This window comes from Mycobacterium sp. SMC-16 (genome assembly GCF_046250085.1).
In the GTDB taxonomy this organism is placed as follows: domain Bacteria; phylum Actinomycetota; class Actinomycetes; order Mycobacteriales; family Mycobacteriaceae; genus Mycobacterium; species Mycobacterium phocaicum.
The window spans coordinates 3,562,829-3,586,633 of the sequence record NZ_CP176427.1 but is presented as its reverse complement, the minus strand read 5'-3'; the positions used below and the strand labels follow the sequence as shown (position 1 = coordinate 3,586,633).

Annotated in this window: 21 protein-coding genes and 1 pseudogene; 16 read left to right on the top strand and 6 right to left on the bottom strand. The window is 65.7% G+C overall.

Features of this window, described 5'->3' with window-relative positions:
• The first annotated feature begins 132 nt into the window (after window positions 1-132).
• From ACJEIK_RS17340 to ACJEIK_RS17305, 8 genes are all read left to right on the top strand, one after another.
• Entirely contained in the window at window positions 133-2,007 is a 1,875-nt protein-coding gene (locus ACJEIK_RS17340; RefSeq protein ID WP_060999727.1) for a hypothetical protein, read from the top strand.
• Between the two features lie 11 nt (window positions 2,008-2,018).
• Complete coding sequence (locus ACJEIK_RS17335) at window positions 2,019-3,644, top strand: class I SAM-dependent DNA methyltransferase (protein WP_135356262.1); 1,626 nt, start codon at window positions 2,019-2,021, stop codon at window positions 3,642-3,644.
• A 178-nt stretch (window positions 3,645-3,822) separates the two neighbouring features.
• Complete coding sequence (locus tag ACJEIK_RS17330) at window positions 3,823-4,827, top strand: restriction endonuclease subunit S (RefSeq protein ID WP_204158264.1); 1,005 nt, start codon at window positions 3,823-3,825, stop codon at window positions 4,825-4,827.
• Window positions 4,828-4,975: 148 nt separating this feature from the next.
• Window positions 4,976-6,070: a YhcG family protein gene (locus tag ACJEIK_RS17325; protein ID WP_060999766.1), complete on the top strand. Its 1,095-nt coding sequence runs from the start codon at window positions 4,976-4,978 to the stop codon at window positions 6,068-6,070.
• A complete protein-coding gene (locus ACJEIK_RS17320) occupies window positions 6,067-9,267 on the top strand; it encodes a type I restriction endonuclease subunit R (RefSeq protein WP_060999731.1) in 3,201 nt (1,066 codons plus the stop codon). Before ACJEIK_RS17325 ends, ACJEIK_RS17320 begins: the two co-directional genes overlap by 4 nt.
• Window positions 9,260-10,087, top strand: a complete 828-nt coding sequence (locus tag ACJEIK_RS17315; protein ID WP_061010765.1) for a hypothetical protein — start codon at window positions 9,260-9,262, stop codon at window positions 10,085-10,087. The genes ACJEIK_RS17320 and ACJEIK_RS17315 overlap by 8 nt, the downstream gene beginning before the upstream one ends.
• 66 nt (window positions 10,088-10,153) lie before the next feature.
• A complete protein-coding gene (gene dapA / locus ACJEIK_RS17310) occupies window positions 10,154-11,056 on the top strand; it encodes a 4-hydroxy-tetrahydrodipicolinate synthase (RefSeq protein WP_135356263.1) in 903 nt (300 codons plus the stop codon).
• A complete protein-coding gene (locus ACJEIK_RS17305) occupies window positions 11,053-12,732 on the top strand; it encodes a ribonuclease J (RefSeq protein WP_135356264.1) in 1,680 nt (559 codons plus the stop codon). The genes dapA and ACJEIK_RS17305 overlap by 4 nt, the downstream gene beginning before the upstream one ends.
• Here the strand turns inward: ACJEIK_RS17305 and ACJEIK_RS17300 are convergent.
• The 3 genes and pseudogenes from ACJEIK_RS17300 to ACJEIK_RS17290 all read right to left on the bottom strand — a co-directional run bounded on the left by ACJEIK_RS17300 (window position 12,729) and on the right by ACJEIK_RS17290 (window position 14,470).
• Window positions 12,729-13,318 (bottom strand): annotated as a pseudogene (locus ACJEIK_RS17300) (class I SAM-dependent methyltransferase). The gene ACJEIK_RS17305 and the pseudogene ACJEIK_RS17300 sit on opposite strands and share 4 nt — an antisense overlap.
• Before the next feature lies 1 nt (window position 13,319).
• On the bottom strand, window positions 13,320-14,147 hold the full coding sequence (locus ACJEIK_RS17295; protein ID WP_060999744.1) for a mycofactocin-coupled SDR family oxidoreductase: 828 nt from the start codon (window positions 14,145-14,147) through the stop codon (window positions 13,320-13,322).
• 2 nt (window positions 14,148-14,149) lie between these two features.
• The gene (locus ACJEIK_RS17290; RefSeq protein ID WP_133426057.1) at window positions 14,150-14,470 is read right to left on the bottom strand and encodes a putative quinol monooxygenase; all 321 of its coding nucleotides are present in this window, start codon (window positions 14,468-14,470) and stop codon (window positions 14,150-14,152) included.
• A gap of 180 nt (window positions 14,471-14,650) precedes the next feature.
• Between ACJEIK_RS17290 and ACJEIK_RS17285 the strand changes: the two genes are divergently transcribed.
• On the top strand, window positions 14,651-17,287 hold the full coding sequence (locus tag ACJEIK_RS17285) for a DNA translocase FtsK 4TM domain-containing protein (RefSeq protein WP_409430043.1): 2,637 nt from the start codon (window positions 14,651-14,653) through the stop codon (window positions 17,285-17,287).
• 109 nt (window positions 17,288-17,396) lie between these two features.
• On the top strand, window positions 17,397-17,915 hold the full coding sequence (locus tag ACJEIK_RS17280) for a DUF4282 domain-containing protein (protein ID WP_073694888.1): 519 nt from the start codon (window positions 17,397-17,399) through the stop codon (window positions 17,913-17,915).
• Here the strand turns inward: ACJEIK_RS17280 and ACJEIK_RS17275 are convergent, their stop codons facing one another.
• Window positions 17,916-18,437, bottom strand: coding sequence for an amino-acid N-acetyltransferase (locus ACJEIK_RS17275; protein WP_061006848.1), 522 nt, complete (start codon window positions 18,435-18,437; stop codon window positions 17,916-17,918).
• A gap of 55 nt (window positions 18,438-18,492) precedes the next feature.
• Between ACJEIK_RS17275 and pgsA the strand changes: the two genes are divergently transcribed.
• The 4 genes from pgsA (at window position 18,493) to pspM (ending at window position 21,371) form a co-directional block, all read left to right on the top strand.
• Window positions 18,493-19,077: a CDP-diacylglycerol--glycerol-3-phosphate 3-phosphatidyltransferase gene (gene pgsA / locus ACJEIK_RS17270; RefSeq protein WP_133426060.1), complete on the top strand. Its 585-nt coding sequence runs from the start codon at window positions 18,493-18,495 to the stop codon at window positions 19,075-19,077.
• Window positions 19,078-19,207: 130 nt separating this feature from the next.
• The gene (gene clgR, locus ACJEIK_RS17265; protein ID WP_061006849.1) at window positions 19,208-19,531 is read left to right on the top strand and encodes a transcriptional regulator ClgR; all 324 of its coding nucleotides are present in this window, start codon (window positions 19,208-19,210) and stop codon (window positions 19,529-19,531) included.
• Between the two features lie 181 nt (window positions 19,532-19,712).
• Window positions 19,713-20,522 carry a phage shock protein PspA gene (gene pspA, locus ACJEIK_RS17260; protein ID WP_061006850.1) on the top strand — a complete coding sequence of 270 codons (810 nt, stop codon included), beginning with the start codon at window positions 19,713-19,715 and terminating at the stop codon, window positions 20,520-20,522.
• A 24-nt stretch (window positions 20,523-20,546) separates the two neighbouring features.
• The gene (pspM, locus tag ACJEIK_RS17255; protein WP_409430042.1) at window positions 20,547-21,371 is read left to right on the top strand and encodes a phage shock envelope stress response protein PspM; all 825 of its coding nucleotides are present in this window, start codon (window positions 20,547-20,549) and stop codon (window positions 21,369-21,371) included.
• Window positions 21,372-21,377: 6 nt separating this feature from the next.
• Here pspM and ACJEIK_RS17250 read toward each other — a convergent pair whose 3' ends face one another.
• Together ACJEIK_RS17250 and ACJEIK_RS17245 are read right to left on the bottom strand one after the other, a co-directional pair.
• Entirely contained in the window at window positions 21,378-21,818 is a 441-nt protein-coding gene (locus tag ACJEIK_RS17250) for a DUF5313 domain-containing protein (protein ID WP_061006852.1), read from the bottom strand.
• 21 nt (window positions 21,819-21,839) lie between these two features.
• Window positions 21,840-22,277, bottom strand: coding sequence for a limonene-1,2-epoxide hydrolase family protein (locus ACJEIK_RS17245; RefSeq protein WP_061006862.1), 438 nt, complete (start codon window positions 22,275-22,277; stop codon window positions 21,840-21,842).
• Window positions 22,278-22,337: 60 nt separating this feature from the next.
• Between ACJEIK_RS17245 and ACJEIK_RS17240 the strand changes: the two genes are divergently transcribed.
• Together ACJEIK_RS17240 and ACJEIK_RS17235 are read left to right on the top strand one after the other, a co-directional pair.
• Window positions 22,338-23,513 (top strand): glycosyltransferase, encoded by a 1,176-nt coding sequence (locus ACJEIK_RS17240; protein ID WP_061006853.1) that lies wholly within the window; start codon window positions 22,338-22,340, stop codon window positions 23,511-23,513.
• Between the two features lie 9 nt (window positions 23,514-23,522).
• Window positions 23,523-23,717, top strand: a complete 195-nt coding sequence (locus ACJEIK_RS17235; RefSeq protein ID WP_061006854.1) for a DUF3046 domain-containing protein — start codon at window positions 23,523-23,525, stop codon at window positions 23,715-23,717.
• Window positions 23,718-23,805: the final 88 nt, after the last annotated feature.

Sequence of the window (23,805 nt, the reverse complement as noted above, 5' to 3'; positions counted from 1 at the left end):
TATGCCCGAGAATCGGCGCTACGGCTGGGTCACGTCAATATCTACAACTGATAAGCGGGCTTATCAGTTGCATACGTTGGATTTGATGGCAAGACGGTCTACTTTGATGGAGAGCGCCGAAAGGAGGCCCCGTTGAACACGCTGACGCTGCAAGACATCGCTGACCTTGCCGAGGTACAGCGGCCCGTAGTCAGCATGTGGCGAAAGCGGCCAATGGTGCGTGGCGTGTCGATGCCGTTCCCGGACCCGGTGGATACCGTCGATGGCGCTGCGCGTTTCTCTCGGCACGAGGTCGTGGACTGGCTGGCCCGGACCGGGCGCGGCAACAACACCGAGCACAACTATGACGCTCCGGCGATCGCAGTTCCAGACGGTGTTGCACTTGTAGATGTGGTCACGCTGTTGTGCTGGCACGTGCTTACAGGTAGAGAGCTCACCGGTCTGTCGAAGGCGGCTCTCATCACGTCGGCAGAGCAGTTCGATCCCGACGACACCTTATTGGTCGCCGAGCTACGCGCACTTGCCGTGTCGGATGAGTTGCTCGGCTATGTCGACGATCTGTTGGAAGCCTCGCTCGGACCGGCTGATGCGCTTCAACGTGTGGACTCCGGGCGGCTCAAGCGTGATCAGCAGTTGCGCGAATTCACCGACGAGGCCGTAATTCTGTTGCGCTGCGTCATCGAAGCTGCCGCGATTCATCTCGAACACGATGAGGTGGTGCTGCGCACCGACGGCTCATCGATGGCACTGGATGTTGCGGAGGCACTGGAACTTGACGTTGTAACCAAGGACCGTCAGATGCGCCGCCGGGCAGTGATCCGGGGAATCCACGTGCGAGAAGGCATGTCACGCAAGCAGGTCTCGGCGGTATCCGTCGTGGGGCTCGACAACAGCGATGCGCTTGATCAGGCAGACGAGGTGATGCTCAGTCTGCAGCCGGGTGACATCGCGATCGTTGTCGGTTCGGCGGCCGTGCTTTCCGATGAATTGGCGGGACCGCTGCAGAATCGCCGCGCAGAAATCTTGCGGGTGGGCAACCTTGTCGCAGCTATGCGAATGCCGCGCGGGTTCTGGCGTGAGGCGCACCGGCAAAGCCTTGCGGTATGGGTTTGCGTCGGCGGGGCCCAGGCTGAGCAGATTTGGGTCGCGGACCTCGCGGCGGTCGAGCATCTCGAACTGACCGATGTCGCCGCCGATGTCGCCGGCGCGCTCGATCAGACAGACAATCGTGCCTTCCGTTACGCGCGCCGTATTCCGCTGTCGGGCGTGCTCGCCGGGGCAGCGGCAGTCGTTCCGCGAGGCGTGCGTGCGGTGCAGTTCCGTGAGCGGGACGAATCCCAGCACCTCGACCGCGTCCACCGCGTCACGATGGTGACGACGACGCCGCTACCGGTGCTGGATGTGCTTGTGGCGCAGGCTCCGGGCAGAATCCAGCTGGCTCATCGGTCGCTGGCGGAACTACGCGCCGGCAAGCGACTGGAGGTCAAGAGGGGCAGGCGCATCGACATCGGGCATGGATCGCCGGAAGGCACGGTGCGGGTAGTGCCAGAGGAATTGGTCGGAGTCCTGGCTTTGGACCCATTCGATGCGGTGGCGAAGTATCCCAGGGCGGCGCGTACCGAGCCCGGGGATGTGATCTTCCTCGAGAAGCCACGCCCACGGGCTTGGGTCGATCGGGTCGGCGGCGCCATGGTGGCGTCGCCGGCGAGAATTATCCGGTTGCGAGACACCGCCGAGGTCGGGCCGATGGTACTCGCGACGGTTATCAACCAGATGGCTGCTCCCGGAACTGAATGGCCGACGTGGAGCGTGCCGGTGCTTCGGCGCGATGAAGCCGAGCGGCTTGAAGCGGCATTGCTGGAAGCTGAGAACTACGAACAGGAAGCGTGTCGCCGAGCCGAAGCGGCGCGCGAGTTGAAGACGGCGTTGATCAACGGGGTGGCTGCGGGCGCCCTGACGCTCGACGCGCAACCCACCACACCCGGTGTTGCCGCGGTGTCGAGATAGGAAGGGCCACGATGCCTCCCCGGAAAAAGACTGAGCCACAGGCACCGTCGACCATGAAGGAACTGAAAGACACGCTCTGGAAGGCCGCCGACAAGCTGCGTGGATCGCTGTCGGCTAACCAGTACAAGGATGTGATCCTCGGTCTGGTGTTCCTCAAATACATCTCTGATGCCTACGACGAACGTCGCGAGGACATTCGCACCGAGCTTGAAGCCGATGGGATGGACGAATCGCAGATCGATGATTTGATCGACGACCCGGAGGAGTACCACGGGTACAACGTGTTCGTGGTGCCGCCGATCGCGCGGTGGAAGTTCTTGGCGGAGAACGCAAAAGGGAAACCGGCCACCGATGGCGAGGTTGCCAAGAACATCGGCCAGCTCATCGATGAGGCGATGGACGCGGTGATGAGAGAAAACCCGACACTGGTCGGCACCTTGCCGCGACTGTACAACCGTGACAACGTCGACCAGCGACGCCTCGGTGAGCTGATCGACTTGTTCAACAACGCCCGGTTCAGTCGACAGGGTGAGCACAAGGCCCGCGACCTCATGGGCGAGGTCTACGAATATTTCCTCGGCAATTTCGCTCGCGCCGAAGGCAAACGGGGTGGAGAGTTCTTCACGCCGAGGAGCGTGGTCAGGGTGATTGTCGAGGTGCTTGAGCCCACTCGTGGGCGAGTGTATGACCCCTGTTGTGGTTCGGGTGGCATGTTCGTACAGACCGAGCAGTTCATCCATGAGCACGACGGCGATCCGAAAGACATCTCGATCTACGGGCAGGAGAGCATCGAGGAGACGTGGCGAATGGCGAAGATGAACCTGGCCATCCACGGCATCGACAACAAGGGTCTCGGTGCCCGATGGGGCGACACCTTCGCGCGCGATCAGCATGCCGAGGTGCAGATGGACTACGTGATGGCCAATCCGCCGTTCAACATCAAGGATTGGGCGCGCAACGAGGAAGATGGGCGTTGGCGCTACGGCGTGCCGCCGGCGAACAACGCGAACTATGCGTGGCTGCAGCACATTCTGTCGAAGTTGGCGCCCGGCGGAAAAGCTGGCGTGGTGTTGGCCAACGGGTCGATGTCATCGAACTCCAACGGCGAAGGCGATATTCGGGCGCAGATAGTCGAAGCAGACTTGGTGTCGTGCATGATCGCGTTGCCGACCCAGCTGTTCCGCAGCACCGGTATCCCGGTGTGCCTGTGGTTCTTCGCGAAAGACAAGACAGCGGGCAAGCAGGGGTCGGTAGACAGGTCTGGGCAGGTGCTGTTCATTGACGCCCGCGAGTTGGGCTACATGGTGGACCGGGCCGAGCGCGCGCTGAGCAATGAGGACATCGTCCGGATCGGCGACACGTACCACGCCTGGCGCGGGTCTTCGTCGGCAGCCGCGAAAAAGATTACGTACAAAGATGTTCCGGGCTTCTGCAAGTCGGCGACGCTGGCGGAGATCAAAGCCGCCGATTATGCGTTGACGCCGGGCCGGTATGTCGGGGCCGCCGAAGTCGAGGACGACGGCGAGCCGATTGACGAGAAGATCGCGCGGCTGAAGGCGGAATTGCTTGCAGCGTTCGATGAGTCGGCGCGGCTGGAGAAGGTCGTGCGGGAGCAGCTGGAGCGGGTCGATGGGTGAGTGGGTTCGCACAAAATTTGGGAAGTTGGGCGAGCTGTTTGATGGCCCACACGCGACGCCCACACGTCGCTCAGAAGGTCCCTACTTCCTGAATATTTCGAGTCTGCAGTCAGGGAGACTCGTTTTGTCGCAATCGGACCATGTATCTGAGTCTGACTTTGTGAAGTGGACTCGACGAGTGACACCAGAGGCGGGCGACCTTCTGTTTTCGTATGAAACGCGGATTGGTGAAGCAGCGCTGATGCCGGCAGAAGTTCGGGCTTGCCTGGGGCGCCGGATGGCGCTGCTACGGCCGAATCGTTCACAAGTCAATCCGAGGTTCCTCTTGTACTTTTATCTAAGTCCCGATTTTCAGAGAACGATTGCGAAGCACACCATCCATGGCGCCACGGTTAGCAGAATCGGCCTCGCTTCGATGCCAGACTGGGATATTGAGATTCCGAGTTTGGGCGACCAGCACTCAATCGCCGAGGTGCTCGGCGCTCTCGATGACAAGATCGCCGCAAACGAGCGGCTGATGCATGTGGCTCGCGACCTGGCTAATGCCAGGTTTTCGCACGCATTAAACGGGGGCCTGGAGATCCGTGTCGCCGACGCTGCCGAGATGTTAAGTCGAGGCGTAAGTCCGAAGTATGTCGAGCGGGGCGGCGTGACCGTTCTGAACCAGAAGTGTGTTCGGAATCAGCGGGTGTCATTGTCGCCAGCCCGGTCGATGGCACCGCTGTCGACCCGGTTGGATCGGCTACTTCGGAAGAACGACGTTCTGGTGAATTCAACGGGCGTCGGGACGTTGGGCCGAACCGCTCGGTGGACCGATAGCGTCGAGGCAACCGTTGACTCGCACATCACGATAGTGCGGTTCGACGACGCGGTCGTCGACCCGGTCTGTGCGGGGTTCGGACTTCTCCGTTTGGAGAGTGCTATCGAGTCGCTCTCCGAAGGAAGCACAGGACAGACTGAGTTACGGCGAGATCTGCTTGGCAACTTGCGACTCCTCGTCCCACCACGAGCAGCGCAACGCCAAACTGCTGAGGAACTCGACAAATTAGATGCGCTTGAGCGTTCATCTGCGATCGAATCCGCCAAACTCGCTCGCACTCGCGACGAACTTCTTCCGCTACTTATGTCCGGCAAGGTTCGGGCCAAGGATGCCGAAACTGTCCTGTCGCAGGTGTTGCCATGAGACGCAGTCAATTTGGTCATTTTTGGACTCCTTTTTCTGTCGGTAGTGGCTGCGATACTGGAACGAAATACGCGGGCGTACATGGACGTTCGCGTGCGATCCGGTATCGGGGCGCTTATTCGAGACCGATGACGTGGGGCGATTCATCATGAGCAAAGACGAGAGCACAAGCGACCAGGCGAGGTTCCCTGCAGCACATGGCAGCGAGAGCGTTCCGAGCTGGTACCCGGAGCTGCTGAACGCGGTTGCCAACCGCGTACAAACAGGCCGTAAGCGTGCGGTGGCAGCGGCCAACCAAGAGTTGGTCGCCACATATTGGGCCGTCGGCAAGGAGATCCTCGCCCGCCAGGATGCTGAGGGCTGGGGGACCCGCGTCATCGACCGGTTGTCGGCAGATCTCCGTGAACGCTTTCCAGACGCCAAGGGATTCTCGCCTCGCAGCCTGAAGTACATGCGTGCTTTCGCCGCGGCGAGGCAGGACGCGGCAATTGTGCAGCGCAGCGCTGCACAATTGCCGTGGCGTCAACACATGGTGCTGTTGGACAAACTCGACAGTCCCGACCTGCGGCTGTGGTATGCGCAAGCGGCCATCGAACAGGGCTGGAGCCGGAACGTCCTGGTTCACCACATCGACAGCCGACTCCATGAGCGAGCTGGGCAGGCCATTACCAACTTCGCTCGTACGCTGCCGCCGGCCGATTCGGACCTCGCGCAGCAGGCCACCCGCGACCCGTACTTCTTCGACTTTGTCGGCATCGCCGACATCCGCCGCGAGCATGACCTCGAACATGCGCTGACCGAACATGTGGAGAAGTTCCTTTTGGAATTCGGTCAGGGATTCGCCTTCGTCGGCCGTCAGGTCCACCTCGAGATCGGCGACGCCGACTTCTACGCCGACCTCATCTTCTACCACTTGAGGCTGCGCTGCTTCGTGGTAATCGAACTAAAGGTGGGCGACTTCGACCCCAGCTACCTTGGGCAGCTGGGCATGTACATGGCGGCCGTCGATGACTTGCTGCGCCACCGCGACGACAAACCCACTATCGGGCTCATCCTCTGCAAGACCAAGAACAACGTCGTCGCCGAATACGCGCTGCGCGGATACACCGCGCCGATCGGTGTTGCCGAATGGAAGACCGCAATCACAGCGAATCTGCCCGCCGAACTCGAAACCAGCCTGCCCACGGTCGAAGAACTCGAGGCGGAACTGGAAAGCGGTACCTATCAAGGAGATGCACCATGACCGGATTCAGCGAAGCCGATTGGGAACTGGTCACCCTCGACACCCTCGGTGAGCACGAGTGGACGGTCATGACTGGAACCCAAATCGCCCCCGGCACCGAGAACGGCCGGGAGTCCTGGGCCGACATCGTGCTGCCCGACCGCATGCTCGCCAAGATGCGCGAACTCAATCCCGATGTGCCTGGCGAGTACCTGGACCAGGCCCGGGCCGCGATCATTCAACCGCGGTCGCAGGAGGCCATCGCCGAAAACTTCAGATTGCACATGTATCTGGTGGAGGGTTACCGCGGTATCAGCTATATCGACCATGACGGGATCGAGCAGAACCCCACCATCAGGCTGGTGAGTCACCGCCCTGAAGAGAATGAATTCCTTGCTGTGCAACAGGTTACGATCCGCACCACGGAGAAGCATCGCCGCTTCGATATCGTGCTCTACCTCAACGGAATGCCCGTCGCCATCATCGAACTCAAGCAGGCGGGCGCCGAACATGCCGACATAACCGCCGCGCACACCCAGTTACAGACTTATCTACGGGAATTTCCGATGGCGTTCCGGTTCGCGGTGCTCACCGTCGTCAGTGACGGCATCTCCGCCCGTTACGGGACTCCGTTCACCCCCCTGGAACATTTCGCGCCGTGGAACGTGAACGATGATGGCAAGCTCATCAAAGTCGGTGACCTGGGCGTTGACGAAAACGTCCCCATCGAACTCGAAACGCTCATCGATGGCTTGTTCAACACCGAGCGGTTCCTGCAACTGCAGCGCAACTTCACCGCCTTCGACGAGGACGGCGACGGTCTGACCAAGCGAATCGCCAAGCCGCACCAGTATTTTGCGGTGACCAAGGCGGTCGGGTCGACGGTGCAGGCTACCGAGACCAACGGTAAGGCCGGCGTGGTCTGGCACACCCAGGGCTCGGGCAAGTCAATGGAGATGGAGCTCTACACCCACCTCGTCGCCCAGCAGGCCAAGCTCAAGAACCCGACCATCGTCGTCGTCACCGACCGCAAAGAACTCGACTCCCAGCTCTACGAGACGTTCAACCGGTCCCGGCTGCTCGCCGAATCCCCGGTCAAGGTCACCAAGCGTGCAGAGCTACGCGACGAGCTGTCCAACCGCGCCACCGGTGGCATCTACTTCACCACGCTGCAGAAGTTCAACCTCACTGCACAGGAACGTGAATCCGGGGCCGACCACCCCCTGCTGACCGACCGGCGCAACGTCGTCGTCATTGTCGACGAAGCGCACCGCAGCCACTACGACGACCTGGACGGCTATGCCCGGCACATCCGCGACGCCATGCCCAACGCCGTGTTCATCGCTTTCACGGGCACACCGATCTCCGGGGTGGATCGCGACACCCGCGACGTGTTCGGTCCCGATATCGATGTCTATGACCTCACCCGTGCTGTCGCGGACAAGGCGACGGTGCCAGTGTTTTTCGAGCCGCGGCTGGCCAAGGTCGGCTGGTCGAGGGATTTCAGTGAAGACGATCTCGATCACGCTGTCGATGAGGCGACTCTCGGCCTCGACGACGTGGAACGTGCCCAGATCGAGAAATCCGTTGCCGTCATCAACGCGATTTACGGTGCACCCGAGCGCCTTGCCAAGCTGGCCGAAGACATTGTCACGCACTGGGAAGCTCGCTCAGAGGCGATGCGCCCCTTCATCGAATCACCGGGCAAGGCTTTGATTGTCGGTGCTACCCGAGAGATTTGCGCCCGGCTCTACGACCAGATCATCCATCTCCGACCCGACTGGCACAGCGACGCTGACAGCGAGGGCGTCATCAAAGTCGTGTACTCCGGCTCCCGCCAGGACTCCGAGCACATCGCTGCACATGTGCGCCGAGAAGCCCAGAACAAGGCAATCCAACAGCGGCTGCGCGATCCGGCCGACAAGCTGCAGATCGTCATCGTCAAGGACATGATGCTCACGGGATTCGATGCACCGCCGTTGCACACGCTGTATCTGGACCGGCCGCTGAAGGGTGCACTGCTGATGCAGACTCTGGCCCGGGTCAATCGGACCTTCCGCGGCAAACCGTCGGGTCTGTTGGTTGCCTACGCCCCATTGGTCGACAACCTGGCCGCCGCGCTTGCCGAGTACACCGAGACCGACCGCAAAGAGCAGCCCGTCGGCAGGGACATCGACGAGGCTGTCGCGCTCACCACGGCACTGATCGGTCAGCTCGACGAGCTCTGCGGCGGATACGACTGGCGGACGAAAGTTGCCTCGGGCCAAGCTAGTTGGCTGAAGACAGCGGTCAACCTCGCTGGCTATTTGCGCGCACCCAGCACGCCCGGAAACCAGACGGAGCCCACACTCGGGGACCGGTTCCGAACGCTGTCCGCACAGCTGGCGCGGGCGTGGTCACTGTGCGCTGGAAACCAGACCTTGGACGAGTTGCGGCAGACCGTCAAGTTCTACGAGCAGGTGCGGGTGGTGATGGGAAAGTTCGACGCCCAGCAGCGCCAGGCCGAAGGTAAGCCGATCCCCGAAGACATCAAGAGGCTGTTGTCGGTTCTTGTCGATGAGTCGACGGCCGCCGGTGGCATTGTCGACATCTATCAGGCGGCCGGCCTTGACAAACCCTCGCTGTCGGACCTCACGCCTGAGTTCGAAGCCAAGGCGCGTGATTCGGAGAATCCGCACCTGGCCATCGAGGCGTTGCGGGCCCTGCTGACGAAAGAACTGGGTGCCGTCACCAAGAACAACCTCGTGCGCCAGCGCGCCTTCTCCGACCGGGTTGCCGAGCTGATGCGCAAGTACACCAACCAGCAGATCACGGCAGCCGAAGTGATCGCGAAGCTGGTCGAGATGGCCAAAGAGGTTGCCGCTGAGGGCGACCGCGGAAAGAAGTTCACACCGCCGCTGTCCCATGACGAGCTCGCGTTTTACGATGCGGTCGCCGACAACGAGTCGGCCGTCGAGATTCAAGGCGAGGACGTGCTGGCCCAGATCGCCCGCGAACTGGTGGCAGTGATGCAGCGCGACACCAAGACCGACTGGACGGTCCGTGATGACGTCCGGGCGAAGCTTCGGTCGTCGATCAAGCGGCTGCTGGTCAAGTACAAGTACCCGCCGGACAAACAGCCTTCTGCCATCAAACAGGTGATCGAGCAGATGGAGGAACTGGCGCCCCAGTACGCCGAGCGGGCGCGCCGATCGACAGAAGGGGAGAGGCATGGCTGATCGACTGTCTCGGGTGTTTGCCACGGTGCAGGAGCGTTATCTGCGACGTTCAGACTTCGCGGGTGAGGAAGCTGCTGCGGCTCACGTCGATCGGTTGCGTGAGATAACGCGGCGGACCATTGAAGAGTTGCGGGCCTCGGGAGCTGACCCCGACTGGCTTGACGAGCGCGCCGAGGATCTGGTGATCGCACGGGAGATCATCGGCAGGTTGCCGCCGCGACTGGTACACGAGGTGCGGAACAATTGGGCGTATCTCGAAGCTGAGGTGACGGTCCCGGTTGATACCTCGATTCCACATGACGAGCTCAGCACCCTGCACTGGTATGACCGCGCTGCTGAAGCAAAGGTGGATTTGCCTGCGCCAGTAGGTAACCCCGCAGACTATGAAGGTGCTATCGAGGACGTCGCACTACCCCCAACCGTTCGCTGGACGGACGCCGACCAGAAAGCGGCTTTGGAGTACGCGATCGACATATTTGGCGTGGAGCCGGGGCAATGGGTTGAGCTTGAATGGCCGCCGGCTGCTCATCTCTGGGATCCGGGACGCGTGTATCAGACGGATTTCGAACCGTGTGAAGCCCACGTCGACGAGGAGAGCGAGGGCTGCGCAGCCTGTGACGAGTCAGTCCAACAACTCACCGAACGGAACGCTCAGTGGAAGTGGACGACGACCTTGCGGATCAACGAGATCGCTTTCGATCGCGATGGCAAGGAGTACTCGACTGAGATCTACAGTGACCAGGCCTTCGAAGTCGCCACCACGGAGCAGGACCCGCGCGAAATTGTGATCGGAACACCTGGACAGGGGAAGCAGTGGTGACTGCGCCCGCGGGCACAGCGGGCGGCGGTGCAAAACCAGGGCGAACCAGCGGGTAATCTTTCGCCCGTGAGCACCACCGGAATTGATGTCAGCGCACGTGTGGGCACCGTGCTGACTGCCATGGTGACGCCGTTCGGCCCGGACGGCTCGCTTGATCTGGCTGGTGCGAAGAAGGTAGCCAAGTATCTGGTCGACAAGGGGTGCGACGGCCTCGTCGTCTCCGGCACCACCGGCGAATCGCCGACCACCACCGACGACGAGAAGGTCGCCCTGCTCGAGGCGGTTCTCGAAGAAGTCGGCGACCGCGCCCGGATCATCGCCGGCGCCGGCAGCTACGACACCGGACACAGCGTCCACCTGGCGAAGGCCTGCGCCGCCGCCGGCGCGCACGGTCTGCTCGTCGTCACGCCGTATTACTCGCGGCCGCCGCAGGCCGGTCTGCTCGCGCACTTCACGGCCGTCGCCGATGCCACCGAGCTGCCGGTGATCCTCTACGACATCCCGCCGCGGTCGTCGATCCCGATCGAGTGGGACACCATTCGCACCTTGGCGCGGCACCCGAACATCGTCGCCGTCAAGGACGCCAAGGGCGATCTCAACGGTGGCGCGCAGATGATGGCCGAGACCGGATTGGCCTACTACTCGGGTGACGACGCGCTCAACCTGCCGTGGCTGGCGATGGGTGCCACCGGATTCATCAGCGTCTGGGGCCACGTGGCCGCTGCGGAGCTGCGCGCGCTGCTGTCGGCGTTCAACTCCGGTGACATCGCCACCGCCCGCAAGATTCACCTGGGGCTCAGCTCGTTGAGCAACGCGCAGAACCGGCTCGGCGGCGTCACCATGAGCAAGGAAGGGCTGCGGTTGTTGGGTATCGAGGTCGGTGACCCGCGATTGCCCCAGGTGCCCGCCAGTGCCGAACAGCTCACGGCGCTCGAAGCGGACCTCCGCGCAGCATCGGTGCTTGCGTGACCAGACCCGACTTCGCACCGCCCGGCCCATTGGAGCCGGGCGGTCTGCGTGTGACAGCACTGGGCGGCATCAGCGAAATCGGCCGCAACATGACCGTTTTCGAGCATCTGGGCCGGCTGCTCATCATCGATTGCGGCGTGTTGTTCCCGACGCACGACGAGCCCGCCGTCGACCTGATCCTGCCGGACATCCGGCACATCGAGGACCGGCTGGCCGACATCGAGGCGCTGGTGATCACCCACGCGCACGAGGATCACATCGGCGCCATTCCATACCTGCTCAAGATGCGGCCGGACATCCCCGTCGTGGGCTCGCGGTTCACGCTGGCCCTGGTGGCCGCCAAGTGCCGGGAGCACCGGCTCAAGCCGAACATGCAGATCGTCGCCGAGGGTCAGCGCAGCACCCACGGGGTGTTCGAATGCGAGTACTTCGCGGTCAACCACTCGATTCCCGACGCGCTCGCCATCGCCGTGCACACCGGTGCCGGCACGGTGCTGCACACCGGTGACATCAAGCTCGATCAGCTGCCGCCGGACGGCCGGCCCACCGACCTGCCCGGGATGTCCCGGCTCGGCGAACAGGGCGTCGACCTGTTCCTGTGCGATTCGACCAACGCCGAGATTCCGGGGGTCAGCCCGTCCGAGAGCGAGGTCGGGCCGAACCTGCACCGGCTGATCCGCGGCGCGGACGGCCGCGTCATCGTGGCGTGCTTCGCCTCGAACGTCGACCGGGTTCAGCAGATCATCGACGCCGCCGTGGCGCTGGGCCGCAAGGTGTCCTTCGTCGGCCGCTCGATGGTCCGCAACATGGGCATCGCCAAGGAACTCGGCTTCCTCAACGTCGACGACGATGACGTCGTCGACATCGGGGCGGCCGAACTGCTGCCGGCTGACCGCGTCGTGCTGATCACCACCGGCACGCAGGGTGAGCCCATGGCGGCGCTGTCCCGGATGTCGCGCGGCGAGCACCGCAGCATCACGCTGACCGCCGGTGACCTGATCATCCTGTCCAGCTCGCTCATCCCCGGCAACGAGGAAGCCGTCTACGGCGTGATCGACTCGCTGGCCAAGATCGGCGCCCGCGTGGTGACCAATCAGCAGGTGCGCGTGCATGTTTCGGGCCACGCCTACGCCGGCGAGCTGCTGTTCCTGTACCGCGGGGTGCGGCCGCGCAACGTCATGCCGGTGCACGGCACCTGGCGGCACCTGCGCGCCAACGCCAAACTCGCGATCCGCACCGGGGTGCCGGAGGAGAACGTCGTCCTCGCCGAGAACGGTGTCAGCGTCGACCTGATCAACGGGCAGGCCCGGATCGCCGGCGCCGTGCCGGTCGGCAAGGTGTTCGTCGACGGTCTGGTGCTGGGTGACGTCGGCGACGCCACGCTGGGCGAAAGGCTCACGCTGACTTCGGGTTTCATCGCGGTCACCGTGGTGCTCAGCCGCGAGACCGGCAAGCCGGTGGCCCCGGTGCACCTGCACTCGCGCGGCTTCTCCGAGGACCCCAAGGCTCTCGAGCCGGGCGCCGAGAAGGCGCAGACGGCACTGGAAAACCTTGTCTCCGAACAGGTCACCGACCCCGCGCGCATCGCGCAGGCGGTCCGCCGGGCCGTCGGCAAATGGGTCGGCGAGACCTACCGGCGCCAGCCGATGATCGTGCCGACCGTCCTCGAGGTCTAAATCTTCCGGGCCAGCGCCGACCACTCGAGACCCGAGGTCGGCAGCGCCCGGCCGGTCGGGCGCACAAAGCGGTCCCGCGCCTGGTCCGGCCCCAACTGGTCGAGCAGTCGCCAGCCGCAACCATCCAGGAACCGGTCGACCTCGTCGGGTCGCAGCCCGTACTTCCAGACCTGACTGCGTTCGCGGAACCGGCGGTACAGCGACGGTGCGGCGGAGACGTCGACGCCGTCGATGAAATCACGCTGCACATAGGTGAAGTCGAGCCGGCTGCCCGCCGGCGCGGACCGTAGTTGCGTGAGCGTGGCATCGACCGCCTCGGCGGTCAGGTATTGCGTGACGCCCTCCCAGATGAAGAACGTGCGGGCATCACGGCGGTACCCCGCAGCGGCGAGGGCGGCCATCAGGTCGTCGTGCTCGAAGTCGACGGCGACCACCGGGTGGCCGCCACCAGTGTGCGAAGGCCCGGCGGCAGGAAAGATGCCGCCAGGTCGTCATCGACCAGACGACGACCCGGCGGCTCGTGCTGCTCGATCGCGGCGAGCACCATCGGCCCGAAAGCCGTCTGCGCCGCGGCGTTGCGGGCCATGTCAGCGCTTGTTGACGAAGCCGGCGTCCACCGGCAGGGTCACGCCGGTGATGTACCGCCCGGCGTCCGACACCAGCCACGCCACGGTGTTGGCGATGTCCTCGGCCTCGAGCACCTGCACGGGCAGCGCGTTGGTCATGTTCGGCGCCGATTTGGCCGCTTCGGAGTCGGAGGTCAACTGACTCAACCACTTCCGGGTGAACTCGTTGTCGATCATCGGGGTGTCGACCCCGGCCGGATGGATCGAGTTGACCCGGATGTTCTGCGACGCAAGCAGATTCGCGTAAACCCGCATCAGTCCCACCATGCCGTGCTTGGCGGCGGCATAGCCCACCGACCCGGCCATCGGTGAGGCCAGCCCGACCAGTCCGGCCACCGAGCTGATCAGCACGATCGATCCACCGTTGCCGGCCTTGACCATCGGCCGCATCGCCACGTCCAGCGTGTTGTAGACGCCCGTCAGGTTGACGTCGATGACGTCCTGCCAGGCGTCCTCCCCGGCCATCGGCGCGATCCCGGCGTTGGCGATGACGATGTCCAACCGTCCGCCGAGTTCCTCGACGCCGGCCTTGAGCGCGGTCTTGAGGGCATCGCGGTCACGGACGTCGGCCTGGCCGGCGATGATCCGGGCGCCGTTGTCCTGGACCAGCTTCACCGTCGCGGCCAGATCGTCGGGCGTGGCCATGGGGTAGGGGACCGACGCGATCTGGTCGCACAGGTCGACGGCGATGATGTCGGCGCCCATCGACGACAGCTTCACCGCGTGCGCGCGGCCCTGGCCACGCGCCGCGCCGGTGATGAAGGCGACCTTGCCGCTCAGCTCACCCATGGCTACTGCCCCCGCAGCTGGCCCTTGGCCGGATCGCCGGCGACCACGGGCGCGAGCATTTTGATGTCGGGCGCGCCGTCGAGGTGCTCGCCGATGGCGCCGAACAGCTTGCCGATGGCCGGGGCGGTGCTGTGGGTCTTGATGGCATCGGCGTCGGCCCACTGCTCGACGAACACGAACGTGCCGCCGTCGGCCTCGTGCAGCGAGTAGAGCTGACAGCCCGGCTCACCGTGGACGGCGTCGACGGCCTCGACGCACGCGGCGCGGACCAGGTCGACGGACTCCGGCTTGGCTTTCATGGTGGCGACGACAACGACGGGCATGAAGAACTCCTCGATAGCTAGCTGACCTAGACAGGTGTCCACGTTAGACCGGCCCGCGCGGCGCGTGTGACGTGGCTCCCACTGCTGCGTGACCAGCAGATATGCGGACCTGGTCGTGACCCAAGCGTTACTTGTGTGGCAGATGGTGCAGATGGGGTGATTGCGACTAGGCTGGCAGCCATGGCGAGTAAAACCGCAACGAGCTCAGCTAACCGGGCCAAGGCTGGGTCGGCGAATCGTGGCGCAGCCGGTTCGGGGGCGCGTTCATCGAAGTCAGGCAGTGCAAAGTCGGGCCGGCCGGCACGTCCGCCGGCCCCGAAATCGCCCGCCCGCAAGCCGGCCCGCAAACCCGTGCCGCATCCGTCTCCGGTCGCCACCGCCGGCGCCGCGGTGGGTCGTGGCGCCCGCGCCGGCTGGCTGATGCTCGCGAAGGGCGCCGGAACCACCGCCCGCAGCGTCGGCCGGGCCCGCGAACTCGAGCCCGGACACCGCCGTGATGGCATCGCGCTGGCACTGCTCGGCGTCGCCTTCCTCATCGCCGCGAGCTCCTGGTTCGGCGCGGCGCGCCCGGTCGGCGCCTGGATCGACTACGGCGTCCGCACCGTCATCGGCGCCGCGGTCGTGGTGCTGCCGGTGCTGCTGCTCGCACTGGCCGTCACGCTTATGCGCACCCATCCGAACCCCGACGCGCGGCCCCGGCTGATCCTCGGCGCCGCCATGATCGGTCTGCCCGTTCTGGGCCTGTGGCACATCTGGGCCGGCGCGCCCACCGAGCCGGGGGAGCGCCGCGGCGCCGCCGGCTTCGTCGGCTTCGTCATCGGCGGGCCGCTCTCGGACGGGCTGACCGTCTGGATCGCCACGCCGCTGCTCATCATGGGCGTGCTGTTCGGCCTGCTGCTCGTCACCGGCACGACCATCCGGGAACTGCCGGACACCTTGCGCTACATGGTTTCCGGCCGCCTGCACGGCGAGCACGACGCGGAGTACGACGACAGCCAGGCCGGCTTTGTCGACGACTTCGCCGACGACTTCTCCGACGGCTACTACGACGACCCCACCTACTCGCGTGACGAACCCGAGGCCTGGCCGGGTTCGGAGCAGACCACCGCGGCCATGACGCGGCCGCTGGGCCGCACGCCGCTGGACAACTACCCGGTCGAACCCGCCGCCGACGAGGCGCCGACCGCACCCGAGCCGGCCGCCAAGCCGCCGCGCCGCCGCAAGGCCCAGAACGTCGCGGACCCGGTGCCCACCAAGGCCAAGGCCCTGGAAAAGGCACAGGACGACGGCTTGTCCCTGGACCGCGTCATCGAAGGCGACTACACCCTGCCGCCGCTCGACCTGCTGTCCGACGGCGACCCGCCGAAGCGCGTCGGCCGCGACAACGACCGCATCATGAACGCCATCGCCGAGGTCATGGAGCAGTTCAAGGTCGACGCCACGGTCGTCGGCTTCCAGCGCGGCCCGACCGTCACCCGGTACGAGATCGAGCTCGGCCCCGGTGTGCGCGTCGAGCGGTTCACCCAGTTGCAGCGCAACCTCGCCTACGCGGTGGCCAACGAGCACATCCGCCTGCTCGCGCCGATCCCCGGTAAGTCGTTGGTCGGTGTCGAGGTGCCGAACAGCGACCGCGAGATGGTGCGGCTCAAGGACGTGCTGAACGCGCCGACCACCCGCAAGGACCACCACCCGATGGTGTTCGGCATCGGTAAGGACGTCGAAGGCCACTTCATCAGCTACAACCTGGCCAAGATGCCGCACCTCCTGGTGGCCGGCTCCACCGGTTCGGGTAAGTCGAGCTTCATCAACTCGATGCTGGTGTCGCTGCTGCAGCGCGCCACCCCCGACGAGGTCCGGATGATCCTGGTCGACCCGAAGATGGTGGAATTCCCGCCGTACCAAGGCATTCCGCACCTCATCACGCCCGTGATCATCGACCCGAAGAAGGCCGCCGCCGCGCTGGCGTGGCTGGTCGAGGAGATGGAGCAGCGCTACCAGGACATGAGCGCCAGCGGTGTCCGGCACATCGACGACTTCAACAAGAAGGTGCGCTCGGGCGAGATCACCGCGCCGCTGGGCAGCGAGCGGGTCTACAAGACCTACCCGTACATCCTGTGCGTCGTCGACGAGCTGGCCGACCTGATGATGCAGGCGCCGCGCGACGTCGAAGACGCCATCGTCCGCATCACCCAGAAGGCCCGCGCCGCGGGCATCCACCTGGTGCTGGCCACCCAGCAGCCGGTGGTGTCGGTCGTGACCGGTCTGATCAAGGCAAATGTGCCGTCCCGCATGGCATTCGGCGTCACCAACGCGACCAACTCGCGCGTCATCCTCGACCAGATCGGCGCCGAGAAGCTCACCGGTAAGGGCGACGGCCTGTTCCAGCCGTCGGAGGCGCCCAAGCCCATCCGCGTCCAGGGTGCGTTCGTCAGCGACGACGAAATCCAGGCCGTCGTCGCCTTCACCAAGCAGCAGGCCCAGCCCGAGTTCATCGACGGCGTCACGGTCAAGACCGTCGAGAAGCGCGAGATCGACAGCGACATCGGCGACGACATGGACGTCTTCCTGCAGGCCGTCGAGCTGGTCGTGTCGAGCCAGTTCGGGTCGACCTCGATGCTGCAGCGCAAGCTGCGGGTCGGGTTCGCCAAGGCCGGCCGCCTGATGGACCTGATGGAGACCCGCGGCATCGTCGGGCCGTCCGAGGGCTCCAAGGCCCGTGAGGTCCTGGTCAAGCCCGATGAGCTCGCCGGCACGCTGATGCTGATCCAGGGCGGCTCGGACGCCAACGGTTCGATGGGCGACGACCCCGGTTTCTGACCGGTGTTGCCGACATCACACCCGGACTGATCGGCGGTGCGGATAACAACGACGATCGGTCGCTGACGGCTCCGACTGTGGGAGGCTGGACTCCTAAGGAGGCTTTGCCGTGGTTGACATTTCGCGCAGCGCAGCAACGGACGCGGAGCTCGACACCGAGCTCGAATCCGGTGGCCGCAGGTGGCCCGCGCTGACGGCGTTCACCGACTTCGGGTTCCGGAAGTCGACGGCGCAGCACGTGGTTCCGCTGTTGTACGGGCTGGTCATCGCCGGTGCGGTGGTTCTGTATCTGGCGGGCGCCGTGGTGGCGTTCGAGTTGTCCGCAGTGCTCGGCGTGTTCTGGCTGGTGCTCGCCGGTCCGGTCACCTGCGTCGCGATCGTGCTGGTGGCGCGCGTGGTCCTGGAGTCGCTGAGCGCGTTCATGGCGATGGGTCAGCAGGTCGACGAGCTCAACGAGCTGGTGCTGGAGATCGCCGAGCTCATGATCGGGGTGTCGGACAAGATCGAGGTGATCCCGACGCTGCCGTCGTTCGGCCGTGGCGGACGGTCCCGTCGGCGGGCCGCGATCATGGACATGCGCGACCGCATCGTGGCGCGCCGGAACGCGGCAGCCGAAGGCGCCGACTAGCTACAGCGTGACCAGCATCCGGGTGTTGCCCAGGGTGTTCGGCTTGACGTAGGACAGGTCCAGGAACTCCGCCACACCGGTGTCGTACGAGCGGCACATCTCCTCGTACACCTCGGCGGTGACGGGCGTGCCCTCGATCTCCTTGAAGCCGTGCCGGCTGAAGAAATCGGTCTCGAAGGTCAGCACGAAGACGCGCTGCAGCTGCAGGTCCCGGGCCACGTCGAGCAGTTTGGCGACCACCGCGTGCCCGACGCCCATGCCACGCACCTTGGGATGGGCCGCGACGGTACGCACCTCGCCGAGATCGGCCCACAGCACGTGCAGTGCGCCACAGCCGACGATCTCGCCGTCCAGGTCGGCCACCCAGAACTCCTGGACCGCCTCGTAGAGGGTCACCAGGTTCTTCTCGAGCAGGATCTTCCCTGCGTAGATGTCGACGAGGGCCTTGATTCCCGGTACGTCGGAAGTCCGGGCGCGGCGAACCACCAGCCCTGTGGTGCCGGGTTTCGGTGCGTCGCTCACATGTGGAGGGTATCGGCTGCGTATCGCCCGGTAGGTGACCGGATATCCTGTGTCGATGACAGGCCAGCCAGATACCGACCCGCGCGCCTCGCGCGCCGGCGTGGCGAACATCGCCAATCTGCTGACCGGCCTGCGCATTGTGCTGGTGCCCGTCTTCCTGGCCGCGCTGTTCGTCGGCGACGGTCACGAAACGCGTTGGCGCATCATTGCTTTCGTCGTGTTCGCAGCCGCTGTCATCACCGACCGGTTCGACGGTGAGATCGCCCGCAGCTTCGACATGGTCACCGAATTCGGCAAGCTGGCCGATCCCATCGCCGACAAGGCCCTGATCGGGGCGGCACTGATCGGGCTGTCGATGCTCGGCGACCTGCCGTGGTGGATCACCATCGTGATCCTCGCCCGCGAGCTCGCGGTGACGCTGTTGCGCTTCGCGGTGATCCGGCGCGGCGTCATCCCCGCCAGCCGCGGCGGCAAGCTCAAGACGCTGGTGCAGGCCGTGGCCATCGGCCTGTTCGTCCTGCCCCTCCATGCCTGGCCCGCCCCGTGGCTGACCACCGCCTGGGTGTTCATGTGGGCCGCGGTCGTGCTGACGGTGCTGACCGGCATCGACTACGCCGTCTCGGCGTTTCGCCGGACCTGATTCGACCCTGATTCGTGCCCTCGGGAACCAAAGCGGTGCGTCGCCGCGTTGGTGCCTACAAGACCGTGTAGAACGGGTGGTCCGGCCGGGCTGCACGGCTGCTGTTACTTCAGGGCGAAGGGGAAACGCGATGACGACATTACTGCGTGAGGTCATCGGCGACGTGCTGCGTCAGGCCCGTACCGGGCAGGGACGCACACTGCGCGAGGTGTCCGATGGTGCTCGGGTGAGCCTGGGTTATCTGTCCGAGGTCGAGCGGGGCCGCAAGGAACCCTCGAGCGAGCTGTTGGGCGCCATCTGCGGCGCCCTGGACGTGCCGCTGTCCCAGGTGCTGGCCGACGCCGCCGAGCAGATGCTGCACACCGAGCGCGCCGAGGCCGACCGCACGGTGGCCAACATCGACGTCGCCACCAAGGTCGTCATCCCGCAGCATCTCGCCATGGCGGTTGCCTGAGTCGCCGGGGCCTGACCCGCAGCAAGACACGGATGGCACGCGCCGCGCCGTAATCCTGCATGCGGGCTGCGTCGGGCTGTCCATACCCACTAGGTTGGCTGTAGACGCGCTGCCACCGGTGTGGCCGGCAACCTGACAACCGATCCCGAATCAACGAACGACACGAAGGCGGACCGATCTCATGGCCAATCCCTTTGTCAAAGCCTGGAAGTACCTCATGGCGCTGTTCAGCTCCAAGGTCGACGAGTACGCCGACCCGAAGGTGCAGATTCAGCAGGCGATCGAGGAGGCCCAGCGCCAGCACCAGGCCCTGACGCAGCAGGCCGCCTCGGTCATCGGCAACCAGCGCCAGCTGGAGATGCGCCTGAGCCGTCAGCTCGCCGACATCGAGAAGCTGCAGGCCAACGTGCGGCAGGCGCTGACCCTGGCCGACCAGGCCACCGCGGCCGGTGACGTCGCCAAGGCCACCGAGTACAACAACGCTGCCGAGGCCTTCGCCGCCCAGCTGGTGACCGCCGAGCAGAGCGTCGAGGACCTCAAGGGGCTGCACGACCAGTCGCTGCAGGCCGCGACGCAGGCCAAGAAGGCCGTCGAGCAGAACGCCATGGTGCTGCAGCAGAAGATCGCCGAGCGCACCAAGCTGCTGTCGCAGCTCGAGCAGGCGAAGATGCAGGAGCAGGTCAGCGCTTCGCTGCGGTCCATGACCGAGATCGCCGCGCCGGGCAACACGCCCAGCCTCGACGAGGTGCGCGACAAGATCGAGCGTCGCTACGCCAACGCCATGGGCTCTGCCGAGCTGGCGCAGAACTCCGTTCAGGGCCGCATGATGGAGGTCCAGCAGGCCAGCGTGCAGATGGCCGGGCATTCGCGCCTCGAGCAGATCCGTGCCTCGATGCAGGGCAACTCCCTGCCGTCCGGCGGTGCCGCCGCGCCCGCCACGCCCGCGGCTCCGGCAGCCAACCCGGCTCCGGAAAACCCGCTGTCGCAGTAACTTTCGAGATGTGAGGGGGCAGCGGTGAACGCCCAGTCAGCTGGCCGTCCCGGGGAGGCCCGGGGCTGGCAGGCGGTCCTGCAACGCAGCATCGACACCGCTGCCGAATTGTCCGACCTGGTGGCCCGGCGCCTCGGCGCGGCCGCCGACCCCCGGGCCCGGCTGCTGCGCAAGCGGCGCTGGGCGCTGCGGCTGGGCTGGCTGTTCGCCGGCGCCGCCGCCTTCTGGATCGGGCTGACGGCGCTGCTGGCGGCCTGGAGCACCCCGTTCTGGGTGCTGATCGTCACCGGCCCTATCGCCGGCGGCGCCGCTTTCCTGGCCACCCTGTGCTTCCTGCGGTACCGCTGGCTGCGCGGCGAGCCTTTGCCGCCGGCCCGGACGTCACGGTCGCTGCCGCCGAGAGGCTCGGCGGCGCGGCGACCCATGGAGACCCTGGCCGCGGCCGAACGCGGCCTGTACTCCCTGCTGAGCGTCATCCAGCGCGGCCAGTTGCTGCCCGCCGCGGAGATCGCCGAGGTGACCGCGGCGGCCAATGTGTCGGCCGCGGCACTGGCCGGTACTGCCGGGGAAGTCGTCGCGATGGAACGCGCGGCCGGCTCGGTGCCGCAGTCGCGGGCGCATCTGGCCCCGACCATCCAGGCCTACACCGCGCAGCTCGACGCCGGCGTGCGGCAGTACAGCGACATCGCCACGGCGGCAGCGCAATTGGTGTCAGCGGCGAACAGCGGTGCGGGCTCGGCGCGGTCGATGTCCGAGCAGCGCTACCGCAGCGAACTGGTCGCCGCCACCGACCGGCTCAGTGCCTGGGCGCAGGCCTTCGACGAACTCGGACGGTTGCGGCAGGCCTGAGGGCCGCTAGATCGTGGTGCTGCCCGTGCCGTCGTCGGACCGGCGACCGTACCGTTCTTCGTAGGCCGCGTGGATGTGGGCGTTCTTCTGCCGCAACGAATCTTCGAGGAGTTTCGGGTCGATGCCGTGCTTGACGAGCATGTGGCGGCGCCAGATCTTGTTCAGGGCGTGCGAGAAGTAGATCACCGGAATCAGGATCGGCACCGTCGCGCTGAGGCGGATGACCATGTCCGAGCCGCCCGTGATGCCGAGCAGCTCGGGCAGGAACCAGATCGGGATCAAAATCAGGAACGCCGGGACGAACATCCGGATGACGATCCGCAGTGTCGCGCCCTTGCCGATGAGATCCTCGGTCACCCACGCCCGCATCGAGTCGGGCAGCCGGCCGCCGTAGCTGTACTTGATGTACTGCCAGGCGTTGGGCTTCGGGCGATTCTCATTGGCCATGGTGGCCGATTTTACCGCTGGCTACATGGTCGGACGCAGGCCCGGGATGACGGCGCCGATGAGGCCGCGCACCGTGGCCTTGGCCATGTCGAACATGTCGAAGTAGTCGCGCCACAGCGTGATCTTGCCGTTGTGCACCTCGAAGACCCCGCAGACCCAGAACTGCAGGCGGACGGGCCCGATGACGAGCGCGTCGGTGCGCTCGTTGAGCACCGTGGTGCCCTCGCCGACGATGCGGTGGAACTTCACCTCGAAACTGACGGGGCTCTTCTTCATGGGGCGGAACAGCTTCATCGCGCGGCTGCGGCCGTGGATGGTGGGCAGCCCGACGTTCTCGTAGACGAGGTTGTCGTCGAGCAGGCGGTCGGCGGTGTCCATGTCCTCGGCCTGCAGCGCGTACAGGAAGGATTCGACGATCTCGGCGTTGGTCTGGGTCAATGCCGGTGTGCTCTGTGTCATACGGCCACCGTAATGCGCCTGCCCGCCGGCGCACAGGGGCCGGTGTGACAGGGTGACCCGATGCGTGTCGCCGTGGTTGCCGGGCCGGATCCCGGCCATGCCTTTCCGGCCATCGCGCTGTGTCTGCGGTTCCGGGCGGCCGGCGACCATCCGGTGCTGTTCACCGGCCGGCAATGGCTCGACACGGCGCGGGACGCGGGTATCGACGCGCGGGAACTGCTCGGGCTGGACCCCGAGGACGGTGACGACGACCTCGATTCGGGCGCCAAGATTCATGAGCGTGCGGCCCGGATGGCGATGCTCAACCTGTCGGTGCTGCGGGAGCTGGCGCCCGACCTCATCGTGTCCGACGTCATCACGGCCTGCGGTGGCATGGTGGCCGAGCTGATGGGCCTGCCGTGGGTCGAGCTGACCCCGCACCCGCTGTACCTGCCCTCGAAGGGCCTGCCGCCTCTGGGCAGCGGCCTGGCGCCGGGTGTCGGCGTGCGCGGCCGGCTGCGGGACGCGACGCTGCGGTTCCTCACGGCGCGTTCGGTGCGTCAGGGGAACCGGCAGCGGTCCGCGGCACGCGTCGGAATCGGCTTGCCCGCAAGCGATCCCGGGCCGGCGCGGCGGCTGATCGCGACCCTGCCCGGGCTGGAGGTGCCGCGGCCGGACTGGCCGGCCGAAGCCGTCGTGGTGGGGCCGTTGCACTTCGAGCCGACAACGGCGGTGCTGGACGTGCCGTCCGGTTCGGGGCCGGTCGTGGTGGTCGCGCCGTCGACCGCGACGACGGGCATGCAGGGCCTGGACGACATGGCACTGGAGACGCTGATCCCGGGCCGGACGCTGCCCGACGGCGCCCGCGTCGTCGTCTCCCGGCTGCGTGGCCCCGACGCCCCGGTGCCGCCGTGGGCCGCGGTCGGGCTCGGGCGGCAGGACGAACTGCTCAAGCAGGCCGACGTCATGGTCTGCGGCAGTGGCCACGGGATCGTGTCCAAGACGCTGCTGGCCGGGGTGCCGCTGGTGGTGGTGCCCGGTGGCGGCGACCAGTGGGAGATCGCCAATCGCATTGTGCGGCAGGGCAGTGGTGAGCTGATCCGGCCGTTGACGGCCGAAGCCCTGACGGCGACCGTCGGCCGTGTGCTGGCGACACCGTCGTACCGGGACGCGGCCCGGCGTGCGGGACTGAGCGGCGCGGGCGTCGCCGACCCGGTGGCCGTGTGCCGCGCGGCGCTCGGCGGCAGCGCTGAGTAGGTTGGTGCGGTGCGACTGACCGAATTCACCCTGCTGATCGAAGAGCAGTTCGGTGCGGCGCGCGGTGCCGCCTTGGTGAAGGACCACGTGCTTGCCGTTCTCGGTGGCCGAACCCCGGCCCAGGCGATCGAAGCCGGCGTCGAACCCCGCGATGTCTGGCGGGCCCTGTGCGCGGACTTCGACGTCCCGCGCGATCAGTGGTGACCGTCGGCTTTTAGTCTTTCCGCACTGTTCGCGCTTCGGTGTTTGTCGGCCGACGACATGGTGTTCGCCGAGCCTGCCCCATAGCGTC

Bases quoted from the DNA above. Each gene is read 5' to 3' on its own strand.
- ACJEIK_RS17335 (WP_135356262.1), top strand. From the start codon at position 2,019: ATGCCTCCCCGGAAAAAGACTGAGCCACAGGCACCGTCGACCATGAAG.
- ACJEIK_RS17285 (WP_409430043.1), top strand. From the start codon at position 14,651: ATGGCGAGTAAAACCGCAACGAGCTCAGCTAACCGGGCCAAGGCTGGG.
- ACJEIK_RS17245 (WP_061006862.1), bottom strand. From the start codon at position 22,277: ATGACACAGAGCACACCGGCATTGACCCAGACCAACGCCGAGATCGTC.
- ACJEIK_RS17240 (WP_061006853.1), top strand. From the start codon at position 22,338: ATGCGTGTCGCCGTGGTTGCCGGGCCGGATCCCGGCCATGCCTTTCCG.
- ACJEIK_RS17290 (WP_133426057.1), bottom strand. From the start codon at position 14,470: ATGCCCGTCGTTGTCGTCGCCACCATGAAAGCCAAGCCGGAGTCCGTC.
- ACJEIK_RS17295 (WP_060999744.1), bottom strand. From the start codon at position 14,147: ATGGGTGAGCTGAGCGGCAAGGTCGCCTTCATCACCGGCGCGGCGCGT.
- pspA (WP_061006850.1), top strand. From the start codon at position 19,713: ATGGCCAATCCCTTTGTCAAAGCCTGGAAGTACCTCATGGCGCTGTTC.
- ACJEIK_RS17320 (WP_060999731.1), top strand. From the start codon at position 6,067: ATGACCGGATTCAGCGAAGCCGATTGGGAACTGGTCACCCTCGACACC.
- ACJEIK_RS17325 (WP_060999766.1), top strand. From the start codon at position 4,976: ATGAGCAAAGACGAGAGCACAAGCGACCAGGCGAGGTTCCCTGCAGCA.
- pgsA (WP_133426060.1), top strand. From the start codon at position 18,493: ATGACAGGCCAGCCAGATACCGACCCGCGCGCCTCGCGCGCCGGCGTG.
- ACJEIK_RS17250 (WP_061006852.1), bottom strand. From the start codon at position 21,818: ATGGCCAATGAGAATCGCCCGAAGCCCAACGCCTGGCAGTACATCAAG.
- clgR (WP_061006849.1), top strand. From the start codon at position 19,208: ATGACGACATTACTGCGTGAGGTCATCGGCGACGTGCTGCGTCAGGCC.
- ACJEIK_RS17315 (WP_061010765.1), top strand. From the start codon at position 9,260: ATGGCTGATCGACTGTCTCGGGTGTTTGCCACGGTGCAGGAGCGTTAT.